We start from the raw sequence: 24,869 nt of genomic DNA on the forward strand, positions 1-24,869 counted from the left end.
TATACACAATGTTGGCAATAGTTATTTTATTTTAATTTCGGTTGTCTTCTTTGTATTTAGGTCAAGTATAATAAGTTCCGCATTTCTAGAATATTGTCTATTTTCAATCCTTAATATTGAGAATATCAATTTATCATTTGAGTTAAAAAATCGAGAGAAAATAGCCATAGCTTGATTGTCTTTCCCAAAAGTTGACCAAGCTTCTTCACATTCCTTACTTTCCAAATTTAAAGTATAAAGTTGATATGGGGCGGTAAATGAGATGCTTTTAAAGTCTTTTGAATAAACAGGGTTACTGTAAAACGAATTACCTATCTGTGGTCTTGGATTATTTACTGCCTCAATTTTTTGAATTAAAGAAGTATCAGAAAGAGACATTAAATAAATTCCATCAAATCCTTTTTCAGTCAATTTACAAAGAACAGAATCTCCAGTCTGACTTATAGAAATAGAAGATAAAGCGTAAGCACTAAAGTTGGTTAATTTCTTTTTTTCAGTTCCATCGATATTAATTGAGAATATATCTAAATCGTGAGGTGCTTTACGTGCAATTGGAGAATAACTACCTAAGTATTCAGCACCACAAAAGAGAATTTTATCGCCAGTTGGATTAAAAAGAGCTTCTGTAATATAAGTGCCCCCGTTACTTACTTTAGAGATCTCTTTACTGATTAAATCAATTAGATAAATATCACTTTCTTGTTTTTCTAAAGATTTTGATAAAAACATGATTTTATCGCCTTTGGGTGAATAAACTGGTCTTGAATGATATTCTCCTTTATTATCAGTCAATTGCAAAAGTGTTTTGTCTTCTAAAGAATATAGATATATAAACGAAGTTCCCTCATTTGAGATAGATATAGCGATATTTTTTCCATCTGGAGATACGTCAAAAATTGGGGAAATATCCCCTTTAATTTTACTTCCAAATGCGAAAAACTGCATTGAAAGTATCAGTCCTAATATTAAAAGTGTTTTCATTTTTTTTGTTTTTAATTATTGCCAATGGTTTCTGTATACAAATGTTACTTCATTTTCCAATCTTAAAACCTATTTGCTTTCTCGGTTTAGATTTTTCAATGATTAATTTGTTCAATACTTCAAACACTTCCTTAAATTGTCCATCGTATCTTATTTCCAATTCTCTGATTTTTAGAAATAGCTCTTTGTTTGTTAAGGCAAATTCACGTATCTTTCCGAACGTTCTCATTATTGCAATGTTAACTTTTATAGCTTGTTCACTGTTTAATACAGACGAAAGCATTGCTACACCATATTCGGTAAAAACATAAGGCAGTTTTCGTGTACCACCCCATCTTGATGTTCCAAATTGGAACTTCAAGTTTTCGAATTCTTCATTAGAAAGTTGAAACATAAAATCATCTGGGAATCTATTTATATTTCTTTTTACCGCTTTGTTTAAATTTTTGGTTTCCACACCATATAGCTCTGCTAAATCCCTGTCAAGCATCACTTTTATTCTTCTGATCTCATAAATCAAGTCAACATACAGGACGCTTTTATCTAATTTTTTTGTTACTTTCATTTTCTAACAGAAATCTTCCTTTAGAAATAAACAATTTCTTAACCACTATCTGGTCATCACTTGCAAAATAAGATTCAGGATTTGTTGATGAGTTAATTATCCATTTATATGTTGGATGTTGGTAAACACCTATTTCAATTTTTTCTGATCCACTGAGCTCTATTACCATCGTAAATACTTTGTTACTTAAATTTGTTTTAGATACATCATCGGCAAATTTATCGGAATATATATTCCGCAAGCTGTTGAGGAAGTTTTTAACTTTAGTGGAATCAGCGAGTGCACCATTAACAGACCACAGCCCCCCTAAGTCCCTCCCGAGTACTCGGGAGGATTTTGTCACCCCCTTCTTCATCAATGTTTTAGCAAGAGTAAAGGAGCTGTCTGCAGGATAAGCCCATGTAATAGCAGTGATTGAATCAGGGGCTGATCTTACGATGGTTTGGTCTCTCCATCTGCTAAAATCTTTTTCAAACGATGGCCCCAAAAAAGCATCGGTGGTATAAACTTCATTCTCATCAGCTAAACGTACGTACGTATAAAAGTCTCTTTTGTTCTGAAACGAGAACTTGCCGATAATCAGATCAAGCGTCTTTTTATCTCCTTCAAAAACCTGCACTCGCGTACCGCTTGTATCAACCCGCAATTCATTGAATTTTGAAGGGTCATTAGCAGCTAACCGCCTGGTTTTAACCTGGATAAGCACATCAATAGCTCTTTTTACCTCACCATTATCGGCAGGCACATTTTTGCCTTCTTTGAGCCTGATATACCAACCAGCATTGTTTTTTATTAATACAATGTCTTTTCCAGGATATGATTTTGTTGTTACGATCATTTTAGAGATATTCATAGTATCAATAGATACCAATTCATCTCTATATGAACTACTTCGTTCTTTTTTATCCCAAAATTCCAGTGCAAAATAAACTCCAAGCAGGATCACCAATATAACTGCCAGATGTAGAATCGAAAATTTTTTGAACATGTTTTAAAGTACGATTTAAGAATGACGAATTCGTGCTTCGTCATTCGTACTTCGTCATTTTTAATAATTTCCCTGAATCCAGTTCTGCTGCTTGCGTACACGCCTTTGATACCTCAATAGTCCGTAGATAAGTATCAAAAGTATGGGCGCCAGCACATTTCCATATTTATACAGTGTCTTCTTGCTATCTTCTATTGCTTCAAGCGGCCTTGATGTAATGCCTTTGGTTCTTAACTCAATCAACCCTGTATCGTCTGAAAGCCAGTCAATAGAGTTCACTGTAAAGTTCACATTATCAGGATGAACTTGCTGCTGTTGCCGTCCTTCACCATTTACAGCAAAACTGCCGTTAGTGATCACCACCATTTTTGACTGAATGTTTCCAATAATTTTACCCTTTACCGCTACAGCTACCGTTAATGAAGAAAATGGAAAATCGCTTTCCTGCCAGTTTTTTCTTACATCTATATAGGCAGGAGGTATTACCTGTCCGGATTTTTCTGAAGTTTTAGCTAATGGGATTATACGGATATTTGTGTCGCCTGATGAATAACTTATAGAGCTCACAAAAGGCAGGAATAATGATTCTATTCCTTCAGTGATCAAATGGTCTGCAAAATTCCCTATTATGGGGAAATAAGGAAACTTGATTTGAACCGGCAGTGTGAAAGCTCCTAAATTTTGCATTGCTGTTACAGCGCCACAGTTAATATCGGTGAGAAAATCTTCTTCAATAGTGACACCTTTTTTACTTAACCAGTTTTCTAAACCGAGGGAATCCCCTTTTCGGAGCATGGTTGTATTGAGGTCTCCCTTTACCCTGCTTAATGCAATATACAGGCCTCCACCTGAACCGATGTACTTATCTAACTTATTGAGGTGATCAGGGGGAAAGGTGTCTGTTGGATTAATAATAGCGATCGCTTTATATTCGGTTGGAATATCCAGCGTGTCATTTATAGCGTAATCTTCAACATCATGCAGCACTAATAATTTTTCAACAACCTGCAAGGACGCATTTTTAGACGGCTCACCATGCCCCTGAAGGAATCCAATTTTGGGTTTTTGGAGAATAGACAGCTTTTTGATCGCTGTAGTTAAAGCATATTCCATGGCAAAGCCCGGTTGAATTACCGGAATAATTTCCTTCCTTTCCCCCATTTGTATCATAGCGCCCATATAGGCACGCATTTGTTCTACCTTATCACGTTTTGTAACGTTTACTATAATAGGCCCGATCCCTGCCTGTTGTGCTTGCATTTCTAACTCTTCATTTTCATTAGGATTGATAAACTCGTAAACGACCTTTCCTTTTGAAAGATGCTCATATTCTATCAACTGTTCCTGGAAGTCTTTTCTTGTTTGTGATAACTGGGTCGGAAGATCCTCAGAATAATAGGCTTTTACAGTAACAACATCATTGAGGCCTTGAAGAACATCTTTAGTAACCTTGCTCAGGGTATATCTTTTATCCGCAGTAAAATCCCAACGAAAGAATAATTTACTGGATATAAAATTTATTATAAAAATGATACCTATTATTATTGCAAGTTTTGTAAGTATTTCAGTTCTTTTCATTTTTTTATCTAATTTTATATTGATCTTTTTTTATTGCCTACTGCTTACTGCCTACTGTTCTTACCCCTGCCAATTACGTTTAGAAAGCATTGTTTGTGCTAAAATAAGCCCTAATGTGATAATGGATAAAAAGTAAATAAGGTCTCTTGAATCAACAACGCCTCTTTTAATTGAATCAAAATGGTTCCGGATACTTAAATAGTTGAGTACATCTCCACTAACACCGGTGAAATAATTTGCCAATATTTCAAATATTATATGAAATACCAGGCATATGATAAAAGTCACTAAAAAGGCAACAAATTGATTGTTGGATGCACTGCTTACAAAAACACCTATACTTATAAATGCAGCGCTTATTAATATTAAACCAAAATAACCTCCTAAAACAGCTCCATGATCTATTGGCCCCAATATACTTACAGTAATATAGTATGGAACAGATGCCAGTATAGCAATTACGATTAATATTAAGCAAGAAAGAAATTTTCCGAATACAATTTGCCAGTCAGTTACTGCTCTGGTTATAAGCAGTTCAATTGTTCCGGATTTATTTTCCTCTGCTATTGTTCGCATAGTAATTGCAGGAATGAATAAGACAAAAATCCAAAATGCAATAGAAAAAAAGACCTCCAAACTTGCCTGGTTGATAAGAAAAATAGTGCTTCCATATAACCATGTAAAAAAGCCGCTTAGACCCAAAAATACTATGATAATAGCATACGCTATTGGTGAATCGAAAAACGATGCCAATTCTCTTTTTGTGATTATCCAGATTGATTTCATGGAATACTAAATTATTATAAATTATTAAAATTCGAAACTCGAAATCCGAAATCCGAATTAAATTCAAAAAAAATCCAAAATTATAAATTCAAAAATTTTTAACCCCTTCAATCAATTTTATTTGTTTTCAACCTTACGAATTATTGATCCAAGTATATTCATCAATTCAAAAGCTTCCTGGATCAGCTCTTTTCTACCTCTTTCTGATTCTGTATCTTCTTTTGTATCTGCCAATCTTAACCAATATCTGCTTTCCTTAGCTTCTTTCCTACACACTTTTGTTCTATATAGATAATCTTTATCGCTAAATGATTCATTTGCTTCAATGTAATTTGCACCAATCGACCCCGATGCTTTTACAAGTTGCCTGATATCTTCAATATTTGCTATTGTTTTCGGTAACTTTTTAACAAATGCCCTTACTCTTTGAGCAAACTTTAATGTTCTATCTTCTAAATCATATATTTTAGGTTTATTTTTATTAGCAGAAAGTTTAGAATTTTGGTCATTCGAATTTAATTCGAGTTTCGAATTTCGAATTTCGAATTTCGAGTTTCGTCCCGAGTATTCGGGATCGAGTTTCGGTTTTCGAATTTCGAGTTTCGGTTTTCGAATTTCGAGTTTCGGATTTCGAATTTCGAATTTCGGTTTTCGAATTTCGAATTTCGAGTTTCGGTTTTCGAGTTTCGGATTTTTCTCCCATTATTACTGCAGATATAATTAAATTAATTAGTTAACTCCCTAAACACATCCTCCAACCTCGTTTCTGTACCTGTCATCTCAGTCAAATACCATTTATTTTTAACACACATCTCAAAGATAGCTTTACGAGACGACATATCAGGCTTGCTTTGAACGCTGTAAAAATCCTTTTTATCTTGGTTGGGTTGTACAGATTCTATACTTGCAAGGTTAAGCAGCGCTTTGGCCGCGTTTGCTTTTGCCGGTGTTTCTATTTGTACTGTCAGCACTTCCTTGCCCTTTGCCTGCTGACGCAGGATAGCTGCTGAACCATCAGCTACGATCCTACCCCGGTTTATGATCAGAATGCGGTCACAGGTAGCTTCTACTTCCGAGAGGATATGCGAGCTTAATACAACAGTTTTTTCTTTTCCAAGCTCTTTAATGAGATTTCTTATCTCAACGATCTGGTTTGGGTCAAGCCCTGAAGTAGGTTCGTCAAGTATGAGCACTTCCGGGTCGTGTATCATTGCCTGTGCCAAACCAACCCGCTGCCTGAAACCTTTGGATAACGCTCCGATCTTTTTATGAATTTCGGATGACAGGTCACAGATGTCAACCATCCGTTTAATTCTAGCCGGAATACTTGATCTATCAACCCCCTGTATTGCAGCTGCAAACCTCAGGTAGTCAATAATAGCCATGTCTAAGTATAGGGGATTGTTTTCCGGAAGATATCCGATCTTGCGTTTTATCTCTTCGGAATTTTTGGCTGTGGTATATCCATCAAGCCTGATCGTTCCATTAGTTGGCGCCATGTAGCAGGTGATCATGCGCATTGTTGTTGTTTTACCAGCAGCATTTGGCCCGAGAAAGCCTACAATTTCGCCTGTATTGATCTCAAAAGAAATATTATCTACGGCTTTTTGTAAACCGTAAGTTTTAGTCAGGTTCTCTACCTGTATAGACATGGTATTTATTGGTAATAATTTTCGAGCGCAAATTTGATACTTTCAATTGATATAGTCAAGGATTATACATATTTTTTAATGACTTTTATTAAATAACTCCAGGAACCTGTCAATTTCCTCATAACTATTGAAAATATGCGTTGAAATACGTATTGAATTAAGACCGGCCTCTGGTACTAATCTTATTCTGAAGTTATTTTTGCCAGCGAGTTTACCAAACGCATGATAATCCATGTTCTTCAATCGAAACCCCACAATACATCCCCTGGAAACATCTTCAGTTGACGTAAGCATTTCAATTTTATCTTCTAACTTCAATAAATTATCCTGTAAATATTTTGCTAAAGCCTTTCCGCGGGCTTCTACTTTTTTAATACCTATACCGTTCATAAAATTTACAGCTTCAACAACTCCCTGGTAAATAGCTGCATTCTGGGTTCCATAATCATAACGATGTGCCGTTGGAACATACCCTTCCAGGGTTTGTTCATGTTCCGACAATTCCCATCCTGAATCAGAATAAGCTCCTACTCCATATACTTGTAATACATCCAATAACGCTTTCTTTACATACAGAAACCCTGTTCCATTAGGTCCTAAAAGCCATTTATGCGTACAGGTTGCGTAAAAATCAACCCCCATGTCTTCTAAGTCCACTAAAGTGGAACCTGGCGCCTGGGCTCCATCAAAAAAGACAAATAAACCTTTATCATGGCCCAATTCAGCTATTTGTTTTACAGGCAACACCAAGCCGGTGGTGCAGGTTATGTGTGGAACAGCAATTACCCTTGTTTTATTGCCGATCAGGTCATTAATAAGATCCAGATTCTCATCGGCAGTCATCGCTGGAGTAAACGTCTTCAGAATGATACCATGGAGCTTTGCCCTGTTAAGCCATGGCAATGCATTACCCACATGCTCATGGGTGGTCATAATCACCTCATCTCCTTTTTTTAGCGGCAATCCCCAGGCGACAAGGTTTATTCCTTCGGTAGTATTATGAGTAAGCGAGATCTCTTCCTTTGTAACATTGACAAATCCGGCCAGGCTTTCCCTGGCGTCATCAGTGCTATAATATTCACCCCAGGTTTCCATCCTGGTTGATACTTCCTTGACAGTTTCCAGAACGGAGTAAGGAGATGGACCAACAGTAGCAGTGTTAAAATAAATTCTTTTTTTAGTCAGTGGAAATTGGTTACGAACAAGCTTCCAAAATTCTTCTTCGCTTCCGGCTTGCGTTAATTTTTGCACTAAATCCTCTTTTCCGTTAGCTTTTAAGGGGAAATGGGGGGATATAAAACCAATAAATGCAGCGCTGCTTAAATAATGGATAAAATTTCTTCTTCTTAATAAGCTCCCTTGCTGATTTAAGTTGACGTTTTGAAATTTCATAATAACTTTTTTCATAATAAACTTTATGTATGTCAATACCAAACTTTTTTGTTATCCTGGTAGATATGTCTTCAAATCATCCAACCAAACATGCATGTTACAAAGTTACTGCATATCTTTATCTTCTCGCAAATTTTGGAATTTTTTCAAAAAAATGTTCGAGTTTCGAATTTCGAGTTTCGGATTTCGAGTTTCGGGTTTCGGAATATTTATTTATTGTAGAAAAAAACATAGGGATTAGTTGGAAAAGTGGTGAGAATGTATTAATTTTGGAGAATGAAAGATTCAGAAAAAATAATGAATTTACCAAAGCAGCTATTCTGGGATGTAGATTATGAAAAAATAGATTATGATAAGAAAAGAATATTCGTAATAGGCAGGGTATTGAATTTCGGTACGTTGGATGAAATAAGAGAAGTATTTAAGAGGTATGGGGTGGAAGAGGTAAAAAGGTGCATAGTGAAAGCAACAGGATTGACAGAAAGATCGGAGAATTTCTGGTCGAGAATTTTAGACATTCCAAAAGAGAATTTTAGATGTTATATACGGAAACAGTTGAACCCGGTGCAATGGAGCTATTAAAGGAGCTATGTTCAATGCGGGAAATTGAAAAGTTTGCATTAGTGGGGGGAACAAATCTTGCACTGCGATTCGGTCACAGGATATCGGAGGACATGGATTTTTTTTCGATAGAAAAATTTAATGAAAGAGAATTGGATTCAGTAATAAAAAAGAAGTTTTCAGATGTGAGAATAACAAATGAGGCCGATCAGACGAGGCAGTATTATATAAATGGAAGAAAAGCTGAGTTTATAAGATTTAATTATCCGTTGTTAAGTGGAGTAGAAAATGTTGGTGGGATAAGGATGTATTCTTTACAGGATACTATGGCTGCAAAGTTGAACGCAGTTGTTGGTAGAGGAAATAAGAAAGATTTTTATGATGTTTATGAGTTTTTGAAAACAAGATCGGTAAGGGAGATGGTAAGTTATTATGAAAAAAGATTTGATCAGCCAAATGCGGTTCCGTTGATAAAATCATTAACGTATTTTGAAGATGCAGAAAAAGGAGAAAATCCAAAAACATTAAATAATACAAAATGGGAAGAAGTTAAGAGAGTGATTGATAATAAGGTAAAGGATTATTTAATGGGGGTTGTTGAGATAAAACAGAAGAAAAAAAATAATTATTGAATTTACTGAACCGAAAACCGATAATCTATCATCCAATATTTAGAAAAGAGCCAATTTATTTATTCATAAGATATATTCGTCCGATCCCGATAATCTGCCCTGAAATAAAATGAAGTTGTGGTTTGATTTAAAAGAAAATCCTCATCTGCTTTATCCTCTCAAAATATTTTTCAAACACTTCAGGTGCGATCTGTTTCGTATGTAAACTATTTGAATAGTTAGATGCTAAGGTAGTCAGGCGAATTGTCCCCTATATCATCCCCTTAAAAACAAACCCTTTGTAAAACAATGCTTTACAAAGGGTTAATGTTTTATGTAGTAGCGGGGACAGGACTTGAACCTGCGACCTTTGGGTTATGAGCCCAACGAGCTACCAACTGCTCCACCCCGCGATATAATAGTGCGCAAATATAGGATAATTATTCTTACAAAACAACTATTTTTGTAAAATATTACCTAACTTGGATAAGGAAGAAACAATAAGTAATGTTTCTCACAAAGTCCAGCACATAAATTATGTGCTGGGCTTTGCGAGAAAAGAATTACCATTAACTTGTTGTCATTAATGACTATTTTAAGAGCCTAAAATCCATGCATAACAAACCTCACAAAGCCGGTTTTGTAAACATCATTGGCAAGCCCAATGTAGGCAAGTCCACCTTGATGAACAAGCTGGTCAATGAAAAAGTAGCCATTATTACCTCCAAAGCCCAGACCACGCGCCACAGGATCATGGGGATATTGAATGGTGAAGATTTTCAAATCGTTTATTCAGATACACCCGGCATCATTAAACCAAAGTATGAGTTGCACAGGTCTATGATGAGGTTTGTTAACAGATCTTTTGATGATGCTGATATTATTTTGTTTGTAACAGATATTTATGAAAATCCCTTGCAAATCCAACAAGAGGATAAAAAATTAGCAGCTAAATTAGAGCAGCTTAAAGTACCTCTTTTTTTACTGCTAAATAAAGTTGACCTTGCAAAAGAAGATGATGTATTGGAAAAAATAGGTCTTTGGAAGGATTCTGTAAATGCACGTGATGTCATACCAATCTCAGCGCTTCACGGTTTTAATACCGATAAAGTTTTTGAACTGATATTGGAAAACCTGCCTTCGCATCCTCCTTTTTACCCCAAAGATGAGATCACAGATAAGCCGGAACGTTTTTTTGCATCTGAAATTATCAGGGAGAAAATTTTTTTGAATTATAAAAAAGAAGTGCCTTACAGCAGTGAAGTGGTGATCACAGATTTTAAAGAAAAAAAAGATATAATATATATCAGGGCAGAAATATTTGTGGAAAGGAAAAGCCAAAAAGGGATACTCATCGGTAAGCAAGGCGCTGCCCTTAAAAAAGTTGGAATGGCTGCAAGAAAAGATATTGAATTATTTTTTGGAAAAAAAGTTTTTCTTGAACAATTTGTAAAAATAGAGCCGAACTGGAGGTCAAAAGTAGGGTTGTTGGGGAAATTTGGATATAAGTAAGCGCTTAAGGGCATCTCTAAAAACTACACCATACATTCCCCTCTATCAAGAGGGGCAAGGGGTGTGTTTTAAAAAATATGTAGTTTTTAGAGATGCCCATATATAATTTAATTTTTAAAAAAAAGTTTTAAAATAATTTGTTTTAAAAGAAAATGTTATATATTTGCAAGTTCAATGTTTTATTTAAATTCACTGTTGTCCGATTAATTTTATTAGTTTATAAATTTAATCGGACAACAGTGATAAAAATTAATAAAACAGATTAAAAATGGACTACATATCATTCACAGAAAAACTGAAATATTTAACTTGGTTAATTGAAAAAAGGAATACTGGTACTGCTAATGATTTGTCAGTGAAACTTGAAATTTCCATAAGAAGTGTGGAAAGAATGATTGAAACTTTGAGATTACAAGGTATGGAAATCAAATTCTGTCGGGTTCAAAGAAGATATATTTTAACAGATTTGTAAAAAAAACCTGCACAGCCAAAATTTGGCGGAGTTATGTGTTTACTTTGCACCGTCAAAATTTTTATTCAAAATTTTAACAACGAGAGAAGGACGATACCTCGATAAAATGTAGTCCATATTATTTAACTAAAATCTTTGTATTATGAAAATCACAAAATTATCAAAATCACAAGAACTTGATTTAGTAGCTGTTGTAGTAGGTTGTTGCTGTTGTTGCTGCTGTTGTAACTGCAATAGTAGCGCGGAGGCATTTGCAAACAAACCTCCTAAAGAAGGAAACTAAGCATTAGTTTGCCTAAATCATTTCATTTTAATCAGGAACTTTAGTTCATTTGATAATGAAGTTCCTGATTTTTTTATAATAACATTATGATAGAAAAATTCGACATATTTAAGGATAATGAAAACAACTGTTTTCAACTAAGAACAAAAACAAATTCATACGCCCTTGAATTTGATGATAAGGAGAAGGAAAATATTTTTTTAAAAATTGTTTCCTCTATTCAAAAGAAATCTGACCAGTCACTAAAACAACTAAAATCTAAGTTCGGTAAAAACAGTAATAGTTCAAAAGTGATGGACGTATTTCATACATTGAATGAATACGGGTTATTGCCTATAGGTATTTCTGTTGAAATAAATGAAAAGGGTGTTGCATCAGTAAAATCATCATATACTTCGGATAATAAAAATTTAGACCAAGTTATTTTAGCAGTAGTTGGAGATAGCGACTTGTCGAAAAACATATTAGAAAGTGCATCAATACTCTCTTTAAATAAAATTGTAAGGAAAAACTATCATGAATTAAATGATAGTGAATCTTGTGAACAATTAATAAATGAGAGTGATTTCTTAATTGTTGATGGTAACAATTGGAGTCCGTATCATTTAGAATTAATCAATGAATTATGCTTAAAGAATAACAAGCCGTGGCTTTATGTTGGTGGTTTAGAAGAAATCTTAATAAAAATAGGCCCTTTGTTTTACGGTAAGGAAACAGGATGTTACAATTGTCTTATAAGCAGGATAAAAAGCAATCATGGTCATCCTACCTTTTTAAATTCGTATGAAATATATTTAAAAAACAATAAAATAGCTTCAAAATCCGATGAATTACCTCATTCCGAGCTCTTTCACGGAATTGTTGCTAATATTGTTTTAACAGAAGTTGTTAAATTTTTTGAAGAATGGAGTTTGCCGGTTACATGGAGAACTTATATCAGTTTTAATGTAATTAATTATGAAATTACAAGACATGCTTTGTTGAAAAAGCCATTTTGTGAAATCTGCAAACCAAATTTAGAATACAATCCTGCTCCCTGGTTAGAAGCTATTACACTTAAATAGATTAATATGTCCGTAACTTCACTCAATAATGGTATAATGACCATTTCAAATGAAATAGGTATTTTATATCATATTGTTAAATTGCCAAGAATGAATTTAGACCCACTTATGATTAGTTATGGTGTATGGCCCGCTAATACTGCATTCCTCGGTGGTGAAAAATTTGGGGGCAGAAGCAGTGGTTGTGGTTATACTTGGGAAAATGCAATTTTAGGAACGATAGGAGAAACAGTAGAAAGGTACGCTCCCACATTCTACAATATAAACGAAAGCATATGTTCATCATACAAACAGTTAAACAAAAATGTTATACCCTTTGATGAATTTGCTTTATTTCATGATGAACAATACAATGAAGAAGAATTTCAGTTGCATAGATTTGATGAAAATGTTGAATTAAATTGGTTTCCAACTATTGACTTAACTAATGGAAAAGAAACCTGGTGTCCCGGTCAGTTCATTTATTTGCCTTTCAATCAAGACAAACAATGGATTACAGCTAACACATCAACAGGGCTCGCAGCACACACAAATTATTATAAAGCAATATTAATAGGATTGTATGAAGTGATAGAAAGAGATAGTTTTGTTATCACATGGATGCAAAATATTGTACCCGAAAAAATAAAAATCACTAAAGAAATCCGAGCATACATAGATCAGTATTACCCGCCTCATTATGAGTGGCATTTTTTTGATATTACATTCGACATTAAAGTTCCAACTATATTAGGGTTTTGTTTTGGGGAAGCAGAATATGGGAAATTTGTAGCAGTAGGTTCTTCAACAAGGAGTACATATGGTGATTCTTTAAAGAAAGTAATTATGGAAATTGGGCAAGCTGTGCCTTATTTTAGATATTTATTGGGAGAAAAAAGGAAATGGGAACCTTCGGATGATTATACAAAAATTATGAATTTTGAAGATCATTCTATTTTTTATTTTAAGAGGCAAGACCTATGGCATGTTTTCGATAAATGGATAAATGCTGAAGAAACGAAAGAAATAAAACTATTCGAAAAAAGAAACACAACCGACAAAGAAGAAATTAAACATATTTTAAGATTACTTAAAAAGGAAAATATTAATATACTATTTAAGGACTTAACAACACCTGATATAAGACAATTAGGATTTTACAGCATTAAAATTTTTGCTCCCCAGCTAATACAGTTAGGCGGTACATATCGTTTATATTTTTCAGGAGGAGAGAGGTTATACAAAGTTCCTGAAAAATTTGGTTACCAATGCAATAATTATGCTAATTTGAATAAATATCCCCATCCTTTCCCATAATATAATTAAATCAATATGAAATTAGAAAAGGTAAAAGAACAATATGAAAGCAAAGATAATTCAATGTATGGTAAGAAGAACATTGAAAACTCCATTGCTTTACTATATCACGAAAATTCAAAATTTACCAGATACACAATTAGGATGGATGGTGAGAAGATTGCTGCCTTTAACAATCCCTATGTTATTGAAAGATCAAGCCAACCCTTTAAGTCATATCCCGGTGCAGAAACCATTGATTTATCAATTTATAATGAGATAAACTCAAAGGTTAATTTTTTTGATTTAATAACTAAAAGAAGAAGTGTTCGGGATTACGATAAAAACTACAAATTATCTCTTTTTGAATTGTTTATTTTGCTCTATAATTCTTATGGAGTTAACTATAAAAGCAAAATTACAGGCCTTGATGTAGAAGGACATATTGGAATGCGTAATATTCCATCAGCAGGAGCTTTATACCCACTTGAAATTTATATAGTTACCTTTAACGCGCATATCCCCTCTGGTTTGTATCATTTTCAACCGGATAAAATTATCCTTGAAAAAATAAAAGAGGGAGAATTTATGAATGAATTAATAAATATAATCCAGGCAGAACCTTATGTAAATATGAGAAATTCCTCCGTACTTATAATAACAACTGGCGTTATTGAACGCTTGTTAATAAAATACGGTGAAAGAGGATATCGCTTCTTAATGCAGGAATCAGGTTTTGTAGGACAAATGATAAGCTTGCTTGCAGAGTCAATTGATTTAGGATCATGTATGGTAGGTGGATATAATGACGATAAGGTAAATGAGTTTTTAGGTATAGATGGAGTTTTTGAGACAGTCAACAATATATTAGTGATTGGAGCAAAAAAAAATGAATAAAAGTTTTTATAACTCATGAAAGACATAATTATTTCAAACATATCATATAAAGTCAATGATAAGGAGATTTTAAATAAAGTCAGTTTATCTGTAAATAAAGGAGAAGTTTTTGCATTAATAGGGCAAAATGGTTCAGGGAAATCTACATTAATAGATATTATTCTGAATGATATCAAACCTTCAGAAGGAAAAGTCAGTTTTTTTGAACAACCCAAATACTCATTTGATAAAATTGGAATAGTTTATGACCATTTACCTTTATTCCCTTTATTAAGAACAAAAGAAGTTGTTAAGTATTTTTGTACTATTCATAAACTCCATTATAATGATATTGCAACAAAATATTTTGAAATATTTGGCATTGTTAAAATACTTAAATCTCTTATTAGAGAATTATCGCAAGGAGAGAAAAAAAGACTTTCAATCATGTTATCTATTATTCACAACCCGATATTACTTGTTTTAGATGAACCCTTTGCTAATTTAGATCCGACTATTATAGAATCTATTTGGAAAGTTCTAAAAAGTAATAATAGAACTATTTTTTTTACAACTCATAATTGGAAAGAAGTAGAAGAATTGTCTGATAAAATAGGATTTCTATACTACGGTCGTATGTTGTCACAACCTAATTCACCATCTTTTTATATTAATAATCTACCTGCTCAAAAAAAAATAGCTATTAACTATTCGGAAAACATTGTGAAACAAATAGGTGAATTTAGATATTATGTCCATGATGAAATTATTAATATTTTTTTTCCAAATGGATCAAACTTAATGTCTAAAGTAAATCAAAATACAAATAATTTTTCCGTCAAAGATGTAGGGTTAAAAGATGCCTATTTGTTTGATATATATACCAATAACAATGCTTAAAATAATATTCCACTCCATATACTACCAACTGTTAATATTTTTAAGAGTAAAACAAGCAGTATTTTTCACTCTCGTTTTCCCTGCTTTTCTCTTTATTATATTTGGCAGTATTTGGGGAATTGATAATCCGGAATATGTTTTTTTTCTGTTGTCTGGAGTTATCGGAATGACAATTGCAAGTGATGGATTATTTGCAATTGGCCCAGTAGTGAAAGAATACTATGCAAATGGTTTAATTAAATATTTGCGGAAATTACCATTTAATATATTGCATCATTTTATTGGCTTAATCATAAGTAAAATAATTACTCTTATTTTTATAGTACTAGTACTTTGCATCGCTTCAAAAATTGTTTTTGATTATTCTGTATCAATATTTAATATAGCCAATTTCATTGTCGGGATTTTTATTGGCTTGTTTATGTTCGCTTTTATGGGATTAGCGATTTCTTTTTCAGGAATAAAATATGGTGGAGGAAAAGGAATAATTAATTTTTTTTATTTTATTGTCTTATTTACAAGTAATGCCTTTTACCCTGCTTATGCATTTAACGAAACAGTTGGAATAATAGGCAATACATTACCGCTTAATCCTATATTAAATTTACTAAGAGGTGAAGGTTTTGATATAACTATCGTTTTTTGGTTGATTATTCCTGTATTTATTTTTTATTACCTTTTTAATAAAGTACAAGTTAAAAGATGATAATAACAATTGCTGAAATATTATGTTTTGTTATTATACTGACGGCATTCCATGAACTTGGGCATATTATTTTTGCAAAAATTTTAGGACTGGATATACAAAAAGTAGGGTTTTCCCTGCGACCGTATCCGCATGTTTTTGTTTCAATAAAATGGCCGTATAAAAAAACGGAAAAATTAATCTATCTCTTTTCAGGTTCATTTATTACACTGTCATTATTCTTTATTTCTTTTGTTAATGATTTCTTTGAACATAAATTTTTATATTATGCTTTTGCAATTCAATTTATCATAGAAACCAATCCGTTTTACTCAGATTTTACTATTGCCGTTGTATCAAACAACATTGAGCGCCTTAAAAACAATAGAAATATAAATGCTGACTTTTATAAAAACCAATTTTTAAAATATCAATTCAGCTTTAAATGGTATATTCATTTTGTATTATGGACTTTATTAATAACATTACTTTTTAACCTCAAAAAACAAATAATATGATACGCTTATTTATTATTTCGCTGATAGTTATTTCTTGTAATGGAAATTCAACACAAATTGACAAATCGCAAATTATTAATTATCAAAAAGAATCCGCCTCAATTCAATCAGATTCACTGCTCGTTGGTATTCAAGATAAAATCCTTCAATCTTTTGTACAAAGCTTGATGTCAAAAAAAATTGAAGAAATGGAAAAATTAAGCAACGAATTAGAAAAGTTATTCAAGCAGAAAAATAAAAACCTTATTTTGTACTGGCGATCTTATTTACAGTTTTACAAATCAATTTACTATCTGAAAAGCAGTGAAAAAGAGAATGCCAAAAAAGAAATTGAAAGAGGAGTTGATTGGATGGAAGAAATGAAGAAAAAAAATTCAGAAGATTATGCACTATTGACGATGCTTAAAAGTTTTTCCATTCAGTTTAAATCAGGAATGAAAGCCGCCTTCATTTCAAAAGATGTGAAACAAAATGCTAAAACTGCTATTGCAATAGATTCTTTAAATCTCAGGGCTTACTATGTGTACGCTAGCAACGATTTTTATACACCAAAAAAATACGGTGGCGGAAAAGAGGCAGAAAAATACTTATTGAAAGCTATTTCTTTGCCAGATCAAAAAATAAAAAATATATATTTACCCTCATGGGGAAAAGAAGAGGCCTATGAAATGCTCATTAAACTCTATATCCGAAATAAAAAATTGGATTTGGCTAAAAAATATTTTAAAAAAGCTAACAAATTGTATCCTGATAATTATACAATTAATCAATTAGCCACCAAATTAATAGAATAAAACATTGAAATTCCGATACGTTGAAATATATTATATTCATTTTTCTCCTGTTAATTACAGCTTCTCACATATTTTCTCAAAATATTATCAAAGGAATAGTTATTGACAAGCAAAACAATTCTGTTTTTGCAGCCAATGTTTATCTTAAAAACCTTCCCGAAAAAGGTGTAGTAACTAATTTTGACGGAAGATTTGAGTTGATTATTCCATCTAAAAGCAATAAAGACACATTAATCGTATCATTTATCGGATACGAAACAAAAAAAATCCCTATATCCTTCATATCACATAATGAGGTCGTAAAAATTGTTTTATCAGAAAACAAACAAACTCTAATGGAAGTTATAATTACAGCACAAGACCCGATTTCCGAGCAATTCTCTGTTACTAAACTCGAAAAATTAGATGTCTATCTTAATCCTGTATCCAATGGAGACCCTTTAAAAGCAATTACTTCTTTGCCTGCATCTACAAATACAGAAGAATCTGCAAATCCTTCGCTTAGAGGAAGTTCGTCCGACAGAACAAGGGTGATTTTAAACGGTGTACCTGTGTATCGTCCTGTGCGAAACAGCCAAATAAATGGAATAGGAAATTTTAGCTTATTCAATACAGAAATTATACATAAGCAATATGTTTACGCAAGCAATCCACCATTAACTTATGGAAATACCAGCGCAGGTTTAGTAGAGATTGAAACTATTAAAGAGTTATATCATAATCAATTACAACTTTCAGCAGGTTTGGCAAATGCAGGTGTTTTTCTTTCCCAAAAAATAAAGAAAAAAACTTTTGTCCAAGTGTATGGAAATTATCAATTTTCTGACGGCTTCATATCTTTAAACAAAAAGAATTTCCCGAGATTAAATGATTTTAACACTAAAGATATTGGATTAAATTTCCATTCAAATATTAACAAAAAGACTTCAATAAACATATTTAGTTACCTTATAAATGAAGCTGTTAACGTAAATACAGAATTTTTTACTTACAAAGGACGAACGATAGCCGAAAAGAGACGAAATTTCAACATTATAAACTTCAAATACATTACAAAAAATGGTATTGCCAACCTCAATAATGGAACAAATTTCAGTAAAACGAATTTTATATTTGGAAATATAAATTCAGAAAATAATACCAAACAAGTTTATTCATCATTTGATTATAAATGGTTTATATTAGATAACACAACTCTACAAATGGGAATAAGTCATGATTATAGCAACAACAAGTTTAAAGACAGTATCCCATTTTATTACTATGCTTTATCACCTGAATCACCCAATTTCTATTCGGATACTACCATTTCAAACCAAAACTTAGAGAGCTATTATTACCTGACTTGGGATGTAAATGATAAACTTATTTTTTCGTCAGGAATGAGGGCGAATATCCCAATAGAAAAACAAAAATTTTATTTAAGCTCACAATTAGGTATCAAGTATAAAATCAATCAAAAACATTCTTTTTTGCTTAGTGGAGGTAAATATCATAATTACTCATCTCCGGCAGTTTTTTCAAAAAATTATAATTTGTTAAAAAGTTATCAGGCAGCATTAGATTATTCGTACACTCATAAGAACACATTGGTAAATGTTGCGGCTTTTTACAAAAATGAAAGTGGTGAGAAAATAAATAGCGAATTTATAACTATTGATAATACAGAAACCTTCGGAATAGAATTAAACTATGAACAATTTTTTAAGAAATATTTTAAATTTTCAATTGCAAACACATTCTTAGACCAAACCATTAAAATCAATAACAAGAAATACAATGGGGCAATAGATTTGAATTATTTTATCAAAACAACAATAAGTTACAACAATCCGAAAATTTTCAATCTTGCCCTAACTTACATTGTCCGTCCGGGAAAGTTTTATACCACGGTTCTCACTTCAACTTTTGATAATGGAACAAATTTTTATGAACCTGTATTTAGTGATGTAATAAATGGTAATCAATACAATAGTTACAACAACATAAGCATTAGCATAAGCCAGTATTACCAATTTAAAAAAACAGCATTAATCGGCTTTGCATCTATAAATAACATATTGAGTACTAAAAACCAGAGTGAAGTTTTATTCAGCAAAGATTATTCAAAACACACTTTTGATTATTATCAATTAAGAACAATATATTTTGGGGTAGTTTGGCAATTGAATTATTAATTCCATATCAAATGTATGTTGTCAAAGTCAAAGGTCAGATAAAGGATAATTGTAACGGTGGCTGTGATGGTGCAACTGACCTGACCGTTGCGGGTGGTACCTCTCCCTATACATTTACATGGTCAAACGGATTCGGGACAGAAGATATTACAGGATTGTGTCCTGATACGTTTGGTGTTACCGTGACCGATGGCAATGGATGTACAGCATCAGATACAGTGATCATCACCGAACCGGTTGCGCTCACGGCAGCCATTACCGGCACAAATTTAACTTGTAATGGCGCCTGTGATGGTGCGGCAGACCTGACTGTTGCAGGCGGCACACTTCCATATTCATACGATTGGTCCAGTGGGGAAACTACAGAGGATCTGGCAAATATATGTGCCGGAACCTACATTGTTGACGTTACCGATACCAATGGATGTACTATTTCTGATACCATAATAATAACACAGCCCTTCCCGCTTGCAACTACCATAGCCGGAACGGATCTAAGCTGTTACCTTGCTTGTGACGGAGCAACCGACCTGACGGTTTCAGGAGGTACACTTCCATATTTATACGATTGGTCCAATGGGGAAACTACAGAGGATCTGGCAAATATATGTGCCGGAACCTACATTGTTGATGTTACCGATAGTAATGGATGCACCATTTCAGACAGCATAATCATCAGTGAACCCCCTGTACTTGCTCCTTCAATAACAAGCACAGATGACAGTTGCAGCGGAGCATGTGTAGGTTCTGCTGACTTAACCATATCAGGAGGCGTGGCGCCCTATACATTTTTATGGTCAAATGGGCCTACTTCTGAAGACGTATCGGGCTTATGTGCAGGAGCTTACACAGTTGATATTACAGATGTCAACAACTGCGTGAGCTATGACACTGTAATTATCAGTGAACCTTCCGGACTTACTGCAGCTATAGCAGGAACGGACGTAAGCTGCTTTGGAGATTGCGATGGGGCAGCCGATCTAACGGTTACCGGGGGCACGCTGCCTTATACTTATTCGTGGTCTAATGGAGATACCATTAATGAAGACCTGTCAGGTTTATGTGCAGGTAATTATGATGTTACAGTAACTGATTCCAATGGATGTTCTATATTCTCAAGTGTTATGATCAGTGAACCTGCACTGCTTGCCACCGGCATAACCGCAGCCAACGTCTCTTGTTATTTAGCCTGTGATGGCGCTGCCGATCTCACTGTTGTTGGCGGAACCACACCTTATACATACAATTGGTCAAACGGGTCTACATCACAGGATATTACCGGCTTATGTCCTGATACTTTTGTTGTAACTGTTACCGATTCCAATTTGTGTACCATATTAGATACAGCGATCATTACAGAACCTGCAGCGCTAACAGCATCGATTATTGGAACGAATGTTAGTTGTAACGGAGCCTGTGACGGTGCAGCCGACCTGACAGTTGCGGGTGGTACCTCTCCCTATACATTTTTATGGTCAAACGGATTCGGGACAGAAGATATTACAGGATTGTGTCCTGATACGTTTGGTGTTACTGTGACCGATGGCAATGGATGTACAGCATCAGATACAGTGATCATCACCGAACCGGTTGCGCTCACGGCAGCCATTACCGGCACAAATTTAACTTGTAATGGCGCCTGTGATGGTGCGGCAGACCTGACTGTTGCAGGCGGCACACTTCCATATTCATACGATTGGTCCAGTGGGGAAACTACAGAGGATCTGGCAAATATATGTGCCGGAACCTACATTGTTGATGTTACCGATACCAATGGATGTACTATTTCTGATACCATAATAATAACACAGCCATTCCCGCTTGCAACTACCATAGCCGGAACGGATCTAAATTGTAATGGTATTTGTGAAGGAGCAGCAGATCTGACAGTTTCCGGTGGCACAATTCCATATTCATACTCCTGGTCAGGCAGTGAAACCACTGAAGATTTGGATAGTATGTGTGCAGGAACCTATATCGTTGATGTTACTGATACCAATGGTTGTACTATTACGGATACTATCATTATCGGTGAACCGTCATTGCTTACTTCTGCAATAATTGGTACAGATGATAGCTGTAGCGGAGCATGCGTAGGTACAGCAGACTTAACCGTATCAGGAGGAGTATTGCCCTATACATTCTCCTGGTCAAACAGCGCTACTTCAGAAGACTTGTCCAGCTTATGTGCAGGAACTTACACAGTTGATATTACAGATGTCAACAACTGTGTGATCTCTGACACTGTAATTATTAGTGAACCTTCCGGACTTACTGCAACAATAATTGGAACCAACGTAAGCTGTAATGGAGTATGTGATGGCGCTGTTGATGTAACCGTTACAGGTGGTACAACGCCCTACACCCATTCCTGGTCAAACACAGCCACTACTGAAGATATTTCCGTTTTATGTCCCGGCACTTATACTGATACGATCACCGATACAAATGGCTGTACCGTACTTGCCACCATTGCAATCACTGAGCCGGCAGCCCTTGCCACCGCCATAACCAATACCAATATCAGTTGTAATTTAGCCTGTGATGGCGCTGCAGATCTCACTGTAGCAGGCGGAACCACACCTTATACTTATGTCTGGTCAAATGGGCCTGTATCACAGGATATTATCGGGTTGTGTCCTGATACCTTTGTTGTAACCGTTACCGATTCCAATTTGTGCACCATATTAGATACAGCGATTATCACTGAACCTGTTGCACTTACTGCAAGTATAGTTGGAATTAATGTAAGCTGTAACGGAGCCTGTGACGGATCGGCTGATCTGACAGTTTCTGGCGGTACTCCTTCTTATACTTTTAACTGGTCAAATGGCCCTGGAATAGAAGATATTACAGGGTTGTGTGCTGATACGTTCTCTGTTATAGTTACTGATGCCAATAATTGTACAGCTTCAGATACAGTTATCATTACCGAACCTTTGGTACTTACAGCAACGATTTCAGATACAGATGCTACCTGTAACGGATGCTGTGATGGTTCTGTAGATGTAACGGTATCAGGAGGTACCCTCCCTTATTCACATTCCTGGTCAAATTTAGATATTACTGAAGATATTTCAGGATTATGCGCAGGTACTTATTGCGATACCATTACTGATCTCAATGGTTGTACAATAATTCCTTGTGTGCTTGTCGGTGAACCTAATGCGCTTGTTTCTACTATTGTTGGTACAGACCTGGTCTGTAACGGTATCTGCATTGGAGCAGCAGACCTAACCGTTTCAGGTGGTGTTTTGCCCTATACTTTCTCCTGGTCAAACAGTGAAACTACGGAAGATATATCCGGTTTATGTGCTGATACTTTTGTTGTAACAATTACTGATTCCAATGGAATTTCAATAACTGATAGTGTAATAATAAGTGAACCTCCTGCATTATCTACAACCATTACAGCAGCCAATGTCAGTTGTAATGGCATCTGTGACGGTGCAGTCGGTCTGACCGTTACCGGTGGCACCCCGGTATATACTTATAGCTGGTCAAACGGAGCGACCGTTGAAGATCCTGTAAACTTATGTGCAGATACCTTTAATGTAACCGTTACCGATGCCAATGACTGTACCATATCAGACAGTGTAATTATCACGGAACCTTTGACGTTCACAGCAGACATCGTTGGCACAAACGTCAACTGTAACGGAGCATGTGATGGAGCAGCCGACCTGACCGTTTCAGGAGGTACACTACCTTATACCTATTCGTGGAATACAACCCCTGTGCAAACAACCGAAGACGCAACAGCCCTTTGTGCCGGCATTTATGATGTAACTGTGACCGACTCTAACGGCTGTACAGTATCAGCTACAGTAACCATTACCGAACCTGTTGCGCTTTCAACACTCATAATCGGAACGAATATCGCCTGCAATCTCTCTTGTGACGGGCTGGCTGATCTGAATGTTATCGGAGGCACCACACCTTATTCCTATTCATGGTCAACCGGGGATTCTATCCAGGATATAGACAGCTTGTGTGCAGGAACATACAGTGTTGTTGTAACGGATTCCAACGACTGTACCATACCAGATAGTGTTACCATCATTGAACCTGCTGCATTATCACTTGACACGGGCAGCCAGGTTGCTACCTGTGGGTTTGCAAATGGTGTAGCTTATGTAAGCGTTTCCGGTGGTACAACTCCGTATAGCTATTTATGGCTGCCCGGCAGCGGAAATACCGATACAATTACCGGCTTAAGTCCTGATACTTTTATTGTTATTGTGACTGATTCGGTGGGCTGTGTTGATTCAGCTTCCATAGTGGTAGGTGATGCAGGAGCTCCAACCGTTACCATTACTAACAGTACAAATAATATATGCAATGGAGATAGTCTTGGTATTGCTATTGCTTCGGTATCAGGCGGTACGCCTCCTGTTACTTTCCAGTGGAACACAACTCCTGTACAAACCAATGATACTGCAACAGGCTTAACTACAGGAACCTATACAGTTACAGTTACTGATAGCAATGGCTGCATAGATTCTGCTTTGGTTACCATCAGCGAACCTGCGATACTTTTTGCTTCCATTACAGCAAGCAGCGCTGTAACTTGTAACGGAGACAGTAATGGTACGATTATAGTTTCGGTTTCAGGCGGCACCGCTCCTTATACTTATCTGTGGGATGATATCCTGGCACAGGACTCTTCAACAGCAACAGGATTGGCAGGCGGAACATATTGCGTTGTTGTAACTGATTCCAATGGCTGTACGGCTAACGATTGTGATTCCATTTTTGAGCCGGCTGTCCTTGCAACGACAATAGCAGGTACTGATGTCAAATGCAACGGTGCTTGTGATGGCATTGCAGACCTGACCGTTACCGGAGGCACATCGCCTTATTTTTACTCATGGTCAAATGGTTCCACAATCGAGGATCCAGCTAATTTGTGTGCAGATACACATATTGTGATCGTTACTGACGCTAATGGCTGTACTACGATTGATAGCATCTCAATCAGCGAACCGGATTCATTGGTATTGACAACCTCAACGATTGACGCCAATTGCGGGCAAGATGACGGGCAAGCTTCTGTCATCGTAACCGGAGGCACAGGCCCAGGCACTTATGCTTATTCCTGGAGCACCTCGCCCATACAAATAACAGATACTGCTTTCAGCCAGTTCAGTGGAAATTATACTGTTACCGTTACAGATAGTAATCTATGTACTGAGACAG

At 35.2% G+C, this 24,869-nt stretch carries 21 protein-coding genes and 1 tRNA gene; 13 read left to right on the forward strand and 9 right to left on the reverse strand.

Going from position 1 to position 24,869, the window contains the following annotated elements; genetic code table 11:
- Positions 1-21: 21 nt before the first annotated feature.
- From FVQ77_05890 to FVQ77_05925, 8 genes are all read right to left on the reverse strand, one after another.
- Complete coding sequence (locus FVQ77_05890) at positions 22-981, reverse strand: hypothetical protein (GenBank protein MBW8049862.1); 960 nt, start codon at positions 979-981, stop codon at positions 22-24.
- Between the two features lie 49 nt (positions 982-1,030).
- Entirely contained in the window at positions 1,031-1,546 is a 516-nt protein-coding gene (locus FVQ77_05895) for an ORF6N domain-containing protein (protein ID MBW8049863.1), read from the reverse strand.
- Positions 1,521-2,534 (reverse strand): DUF4340 domain-containing protein, encoded by a 1,014-nt coding sequence (locus tag FVQ77_05900; GenBank protein ID MBW8049864.1) that lies wholly within the window; start codon positions 2,532-2,534, stop codon positions 1,521-1,523. The genes FVQ77_05895 and FVQ77_05900 overlap by 26 nt, the downstream gene beginning before the upstream one ends.
- A gap of 60 nt (positions 2,535-2,594) precedes the next feature.
- The gene (locus FVQ77_05905; protein ID MBW8049865.1) at positions 2,595-4,112 is read right to left on the reverse strand and encodes a hypothetical protein; all 1,518 of its coding nucleotides are present in this window, start codon (positions 4,110-4,112) and stop codon (positions 2,595-2,597) included.
- A gap of 60 nt (positions 4,113-4,172) precedes the next feature.
- A complete protein-coding gene (locus FVQ77_05910; GenBank protein ID MBW8049866.1) occupies positions 4,173-4,898 on the reverse strand; it encodes an ABC transporter permease subunit in 726 nt (241 codons plus the stop codon).
- A gap of 117 nt (positions 4,899-5,015) precedes the next feature.
- Positions 5,016-5,363, reverse strand: a complete 348-nt coding sequence (locus FVQ77_05915; GenBank protein ID MBW8049867.1) for a four helix bundle protein — start codon at positions 5,361-5,363, stop codon at positions 5,016-5,018.
- 260 nt (positions 5,364-5,623) lie between these two features.
- Positions 5,624-6,550, reverse strand: a complete 927-nt coding sequence (locus tag FVQ77_05920; protein ID MBW8049868.1) for an ATP-binding cassette domain-containing protein — start codon at positions 6,548-6,550, stop codon at positions 5,624-5,626.
- Between the two features lie 75 nt (positions 6,551-6,625).
- Positions 6,626-7,957, reverse strand: a complete 1,332-nt coding sequence (locus tag FVQ77_05925; GenBank protein ID MBW8049869.1) for an aminotransferase class V-fold PLP-dependent enzyme — start codon at positions 7,955-7,957, stop codon at positions 6,626-6,628.
- Positions 7,958-8,218: 261 nt separating this feature from the next.
- Here FVQ77_05925 and FVQ77_05930 point away from each other — a divergent pair, with 261 nt between their 5' ends.
- Together FVQ77_05930 and FVQ77_05935 are read left to right on the forward strand one after the other, a co-directional pair.
- Positions 8,219-8,524, forward strand: coding sequence for a hypothetical protein (locus tag FVQ77_05930; GenBank protein MBW8049870.1), 306 nt, complete (start codon positions 8,219-8,221; stop codon positions 8,522-8,524).
- Positions 8,479-9,135, forward strand: coding sequence for a nucleotidyl transferase AbiEii/AbiGii toxin family protein (locus FVQ77_05935; protein MBW8049871.1), 657 nt, complete (start codon positions 8,479-8,481; stop codon positions 9,133-9,135). The genes FVQ77_05930 and FVQ77_05935 overlap by 46 nt, the downstream gene beginning before the upstream one ends.
- Before the next feature lie 319 nt (positions 9,136-9,454).
- On the opposite strand, the gene FVQ77_05940 is transcribed toward FVQ77_05935, so the two are convergent.
- A tRNA-Met gene (locus FVQ77_05940) sits at positions 9,455-9,527 on the reverse strand.
- Between the two features lie 199 nt (positions 9,528-9,726).
- Here FVQ77_05940 and FVQ77_05945 point away from each other — a divergent pair.
- From FVQ77_05945 to FVQ77_05995, 11 genes are all read left to right on the forward strand, one after another.
- The gene (locus FVQ77_05945; GenBank protein MBW8049872.1) at positions 9,727-10,626 is read left to right on the forward strand and encodes a GTPase Era; all 900 of its coding nucleotides are present in this window, start codon (positions 9,727-9,729) and stop codon (positions 10,624-10,626) included.
- A gap of 268 nt (positions 10,627-10,894) precedes the next feature.
- Complete coding sequence (locus tag FVQ77_05950) at positions 10,895-11,098, forward strand: HTH domain-containing protein (protein MBW8049873.1); 204 nt, start codon at positions 10,895-10,897, stop codon at positions 11,096-11,098.
- Between the two features lie 369 nt (positions 11,099-11,467).
- Positions 11,468-12,445, forward strand: a complete 978-nt coding sequence (locus FVQ77_05955) for a TOMM precursor leader peptide-binding protein (protein MBW8049874.1) — start codon at positions 11,468-11,470, stop codon at positions 12,443-12,445.
- A 6-nt stretch (positions 12,446-12,451) separates the two neighbouring features.
- On the forward strand, positions 12,452-13,741 hold the full coding sequence (locus FVQ77_05960) for a hypothetical protein (GenBank protein ID MBW8049875.1): 1,290 nt from the start codon (positions 12,452-12,454) through the stop codon (positions 13,739-13,741).
- A 15-nt stretch (positions 13,742-13,756) separates the two neighbouring features.
- Positions 13,757-14,617, forward strand: a complete 861-nt coding sequence (locus FVQ77_05965) for a SagB/ThcOx family dehydrogenase (GenBank protein MBW8049876.1) — start codon at positions 13,757-13,759, stop codon at positions 14,615-14,617.
- Between the two features lie 15 nt (positions 14,618-14,632).
- Positions 14,633-15,496: an ABC transporter ATP-binding protein gene (locus tag FVQ77_05970; GenBank protein MBW8049877.1), complete on the forward strand. Its 864-nt coding sequence runs from the start codon at positions 14,633-14,635 to the stop codon at positions 15,494-15,496.
- Positions 15,456-16,202 (forward strand): ABC transporter permease, encoded by a 747-nt coding sequence (locus FVQ77_05975; GenBank protein MBW8049878.1) that lies wholly within the window; start codon positions 15,456-15,458, stop codon positions 16,200-16,202. The genes FVQ77_05970 and FVQ77_05975 overlap by 41 nt, the downstream gene beginning before the upstream one ends.
- Positions 16,199-16,699 (forward strand): hypothetical protein, encoded by a 501-nt coding sequence (locus FVQ77_05980; protein ID MBW8049879.1) that lies wholly within the window; start codon positions 16,199-16,201, stop codon positions 16,697-16,699. Before FVQ77_05975 ends, FVQ77_05980 begins: the two co-directional genes overlap by 4 nt.
- On the forward strand, positions 16,696-17,493 hold the full coding sequence (locus FVQ77_05985) for a hypothetical protein (protein ID MBW8049880.1): 798 nt from the start codon (positions 16,696-16,698) through the stop codon (positions 17,491-17,493). The genes FVQ77_05980 and FVQ77_05985 overlap by 4 nt, the downstream gene beginning before the upstream one ends.
- Before the next feature lie 20 nt (positions 17,494-17,513).
- On the forward strand, positions 17,514-19,670 hold the full coding sequence (locus FVQ77_05990; protein ID MBW8049881.1) for a TonB-dependent receptor plug domain-containing protein: 2,157 nt from the start codon (positions 17,514-17,516) through the stop codon (positions 19,668-19,670).
- Positions 19,671-19,681: 11 nt separating this feature from the next.
- The coding region (locus FVQ77_05995) for a hypothetical protein (GenBank protein ID MBW8049882.1) at positions 19,682-24,869 on the forward strand (5,188 nt) is incomplete at its 3' end.

This window comes from Cytophagales bacterium (assembly GCA_019456305.1).
In the GTDB taxonomy this organism is placed as follows: domain Bacteria; phylum Bacteroidota; class Bacteroidia; order Cytophagales; family VRUD01; genus VRUD01.

Coding starts and splice junctions, on each gene's coding strand:
- FVQ77_05925 (MBW8049869.1), bottom strand. CDS start 7,957: ATGAAAAAAGTTATTATGAAATTTCAAAACGTCAACTTAAATCAGCAA.
- FVQ77_05965 (MBW8049876.1), top strand. CDS start 13,757: ATGAAATTAGAAAAGGTAAAAGAACAATATGAAAGCAAAGATAATTCA.
- FVQ77_05945 (MBW8049872.1), top strand. CDS start 9,727: ATGCATAACAAACCTCACAAAGCCGGTTTTGTAAACATCATTGGCAAG.
- FVQ77_05905 (MBW8049865.1), bottom strand. CDS start 4,112: ATGAAAAGAACTGAAATACTTACAAAACTTGCAATAATAATAGGTATC.
- FVQ77_05985 (MBW8049880.1), top strand. CDS start 16,696: ATGATACGCTTATTTATTATTTCGCTGATAGTTATTTCTTGTAATGGA.
- FVQ77_05920 (MBW8049868.1), bottom strand. CDS start 6,550: ATGTCTATACAGGTAGAGAACCTGACTAAAACTTACGGTTTACAAAAA.
- FVQ77_05950 (MBW8049873.1), top strand. CDS start 10,895: ATGGACTACATATCATTCACAGAAAAACTGAAATATTTAACTTGGTTA.
- FVQ77_05960 (MBW8049875.1), top strand. CDS start 12,452: ATGTCCGTAACTTCACTCAATAATGGTATAATGACCATTTCAAATGAA.
- FVQ77_05910 (MBW8049866.1), bottom strand. CDS start 4,898: ATGAAATCAATCTGGATAATCACAAAAAGAGAATTGGCATCGTTTTTC.
- FVQ77_05890 (MBW8049862.1), bottom strand. CDS start 981: ATGAAAACACTTTTAATATTAGGACTGATACTTTCAATGCAGTTTTTC.
- FVQ77_05900 (MBW8049864.1), bottom strand. CDS start 2,534: ATGTTCAAAAAATTTTCGATTCTACATCTGGCAGTTATATTGGTGATC.
- FVQ77_05980 (MBW8049879.1), top strand. CDS start 16,199: ATGATAATAACAATTGCTGAAATATTATGTTTTGTTATTATACTGACG.
- FVQ77_05975 (MBW8049878.1), top strand. CDS start 15,456: ATGCCTATTTGTTTGATATATATACCAATAACAATGCTTAAAATAATA.
- FVQ77_05970 (MBW8049877.1), top strand. CDS start 14,633: ATGAAAGACATAATTATTTCAAACATATCATATAAAGTCAATGATAAG.
- FVQ77_05930 (MBW8049870.1), top strand. CDS start 8,219: ATGAAAGATTCAGAAAAAATAATGAATTTACCAAAGCAGCTATTCTGG.
- FVQ77_05895 (MBW8049863.1), bottom strand. CDS start 1,546: ATGAAAGTAACAAAAAAATTAGATAAAAGCGTCCTGTATGTTGACTTG.
- FVQ77_05955 (MBW8049874.1), top strand. CDS start 11,468: ATGATAGAAAAATTCGACATATTTAAGGATAATGAAAACAACTGTTTT.
- FVQ77_05935 (MBW8049871.1), top strand. CDS start 8,479: ATGTTATATACGGAAACAGTTGAACCCGGTGCAATGGAGCTATTAAAG.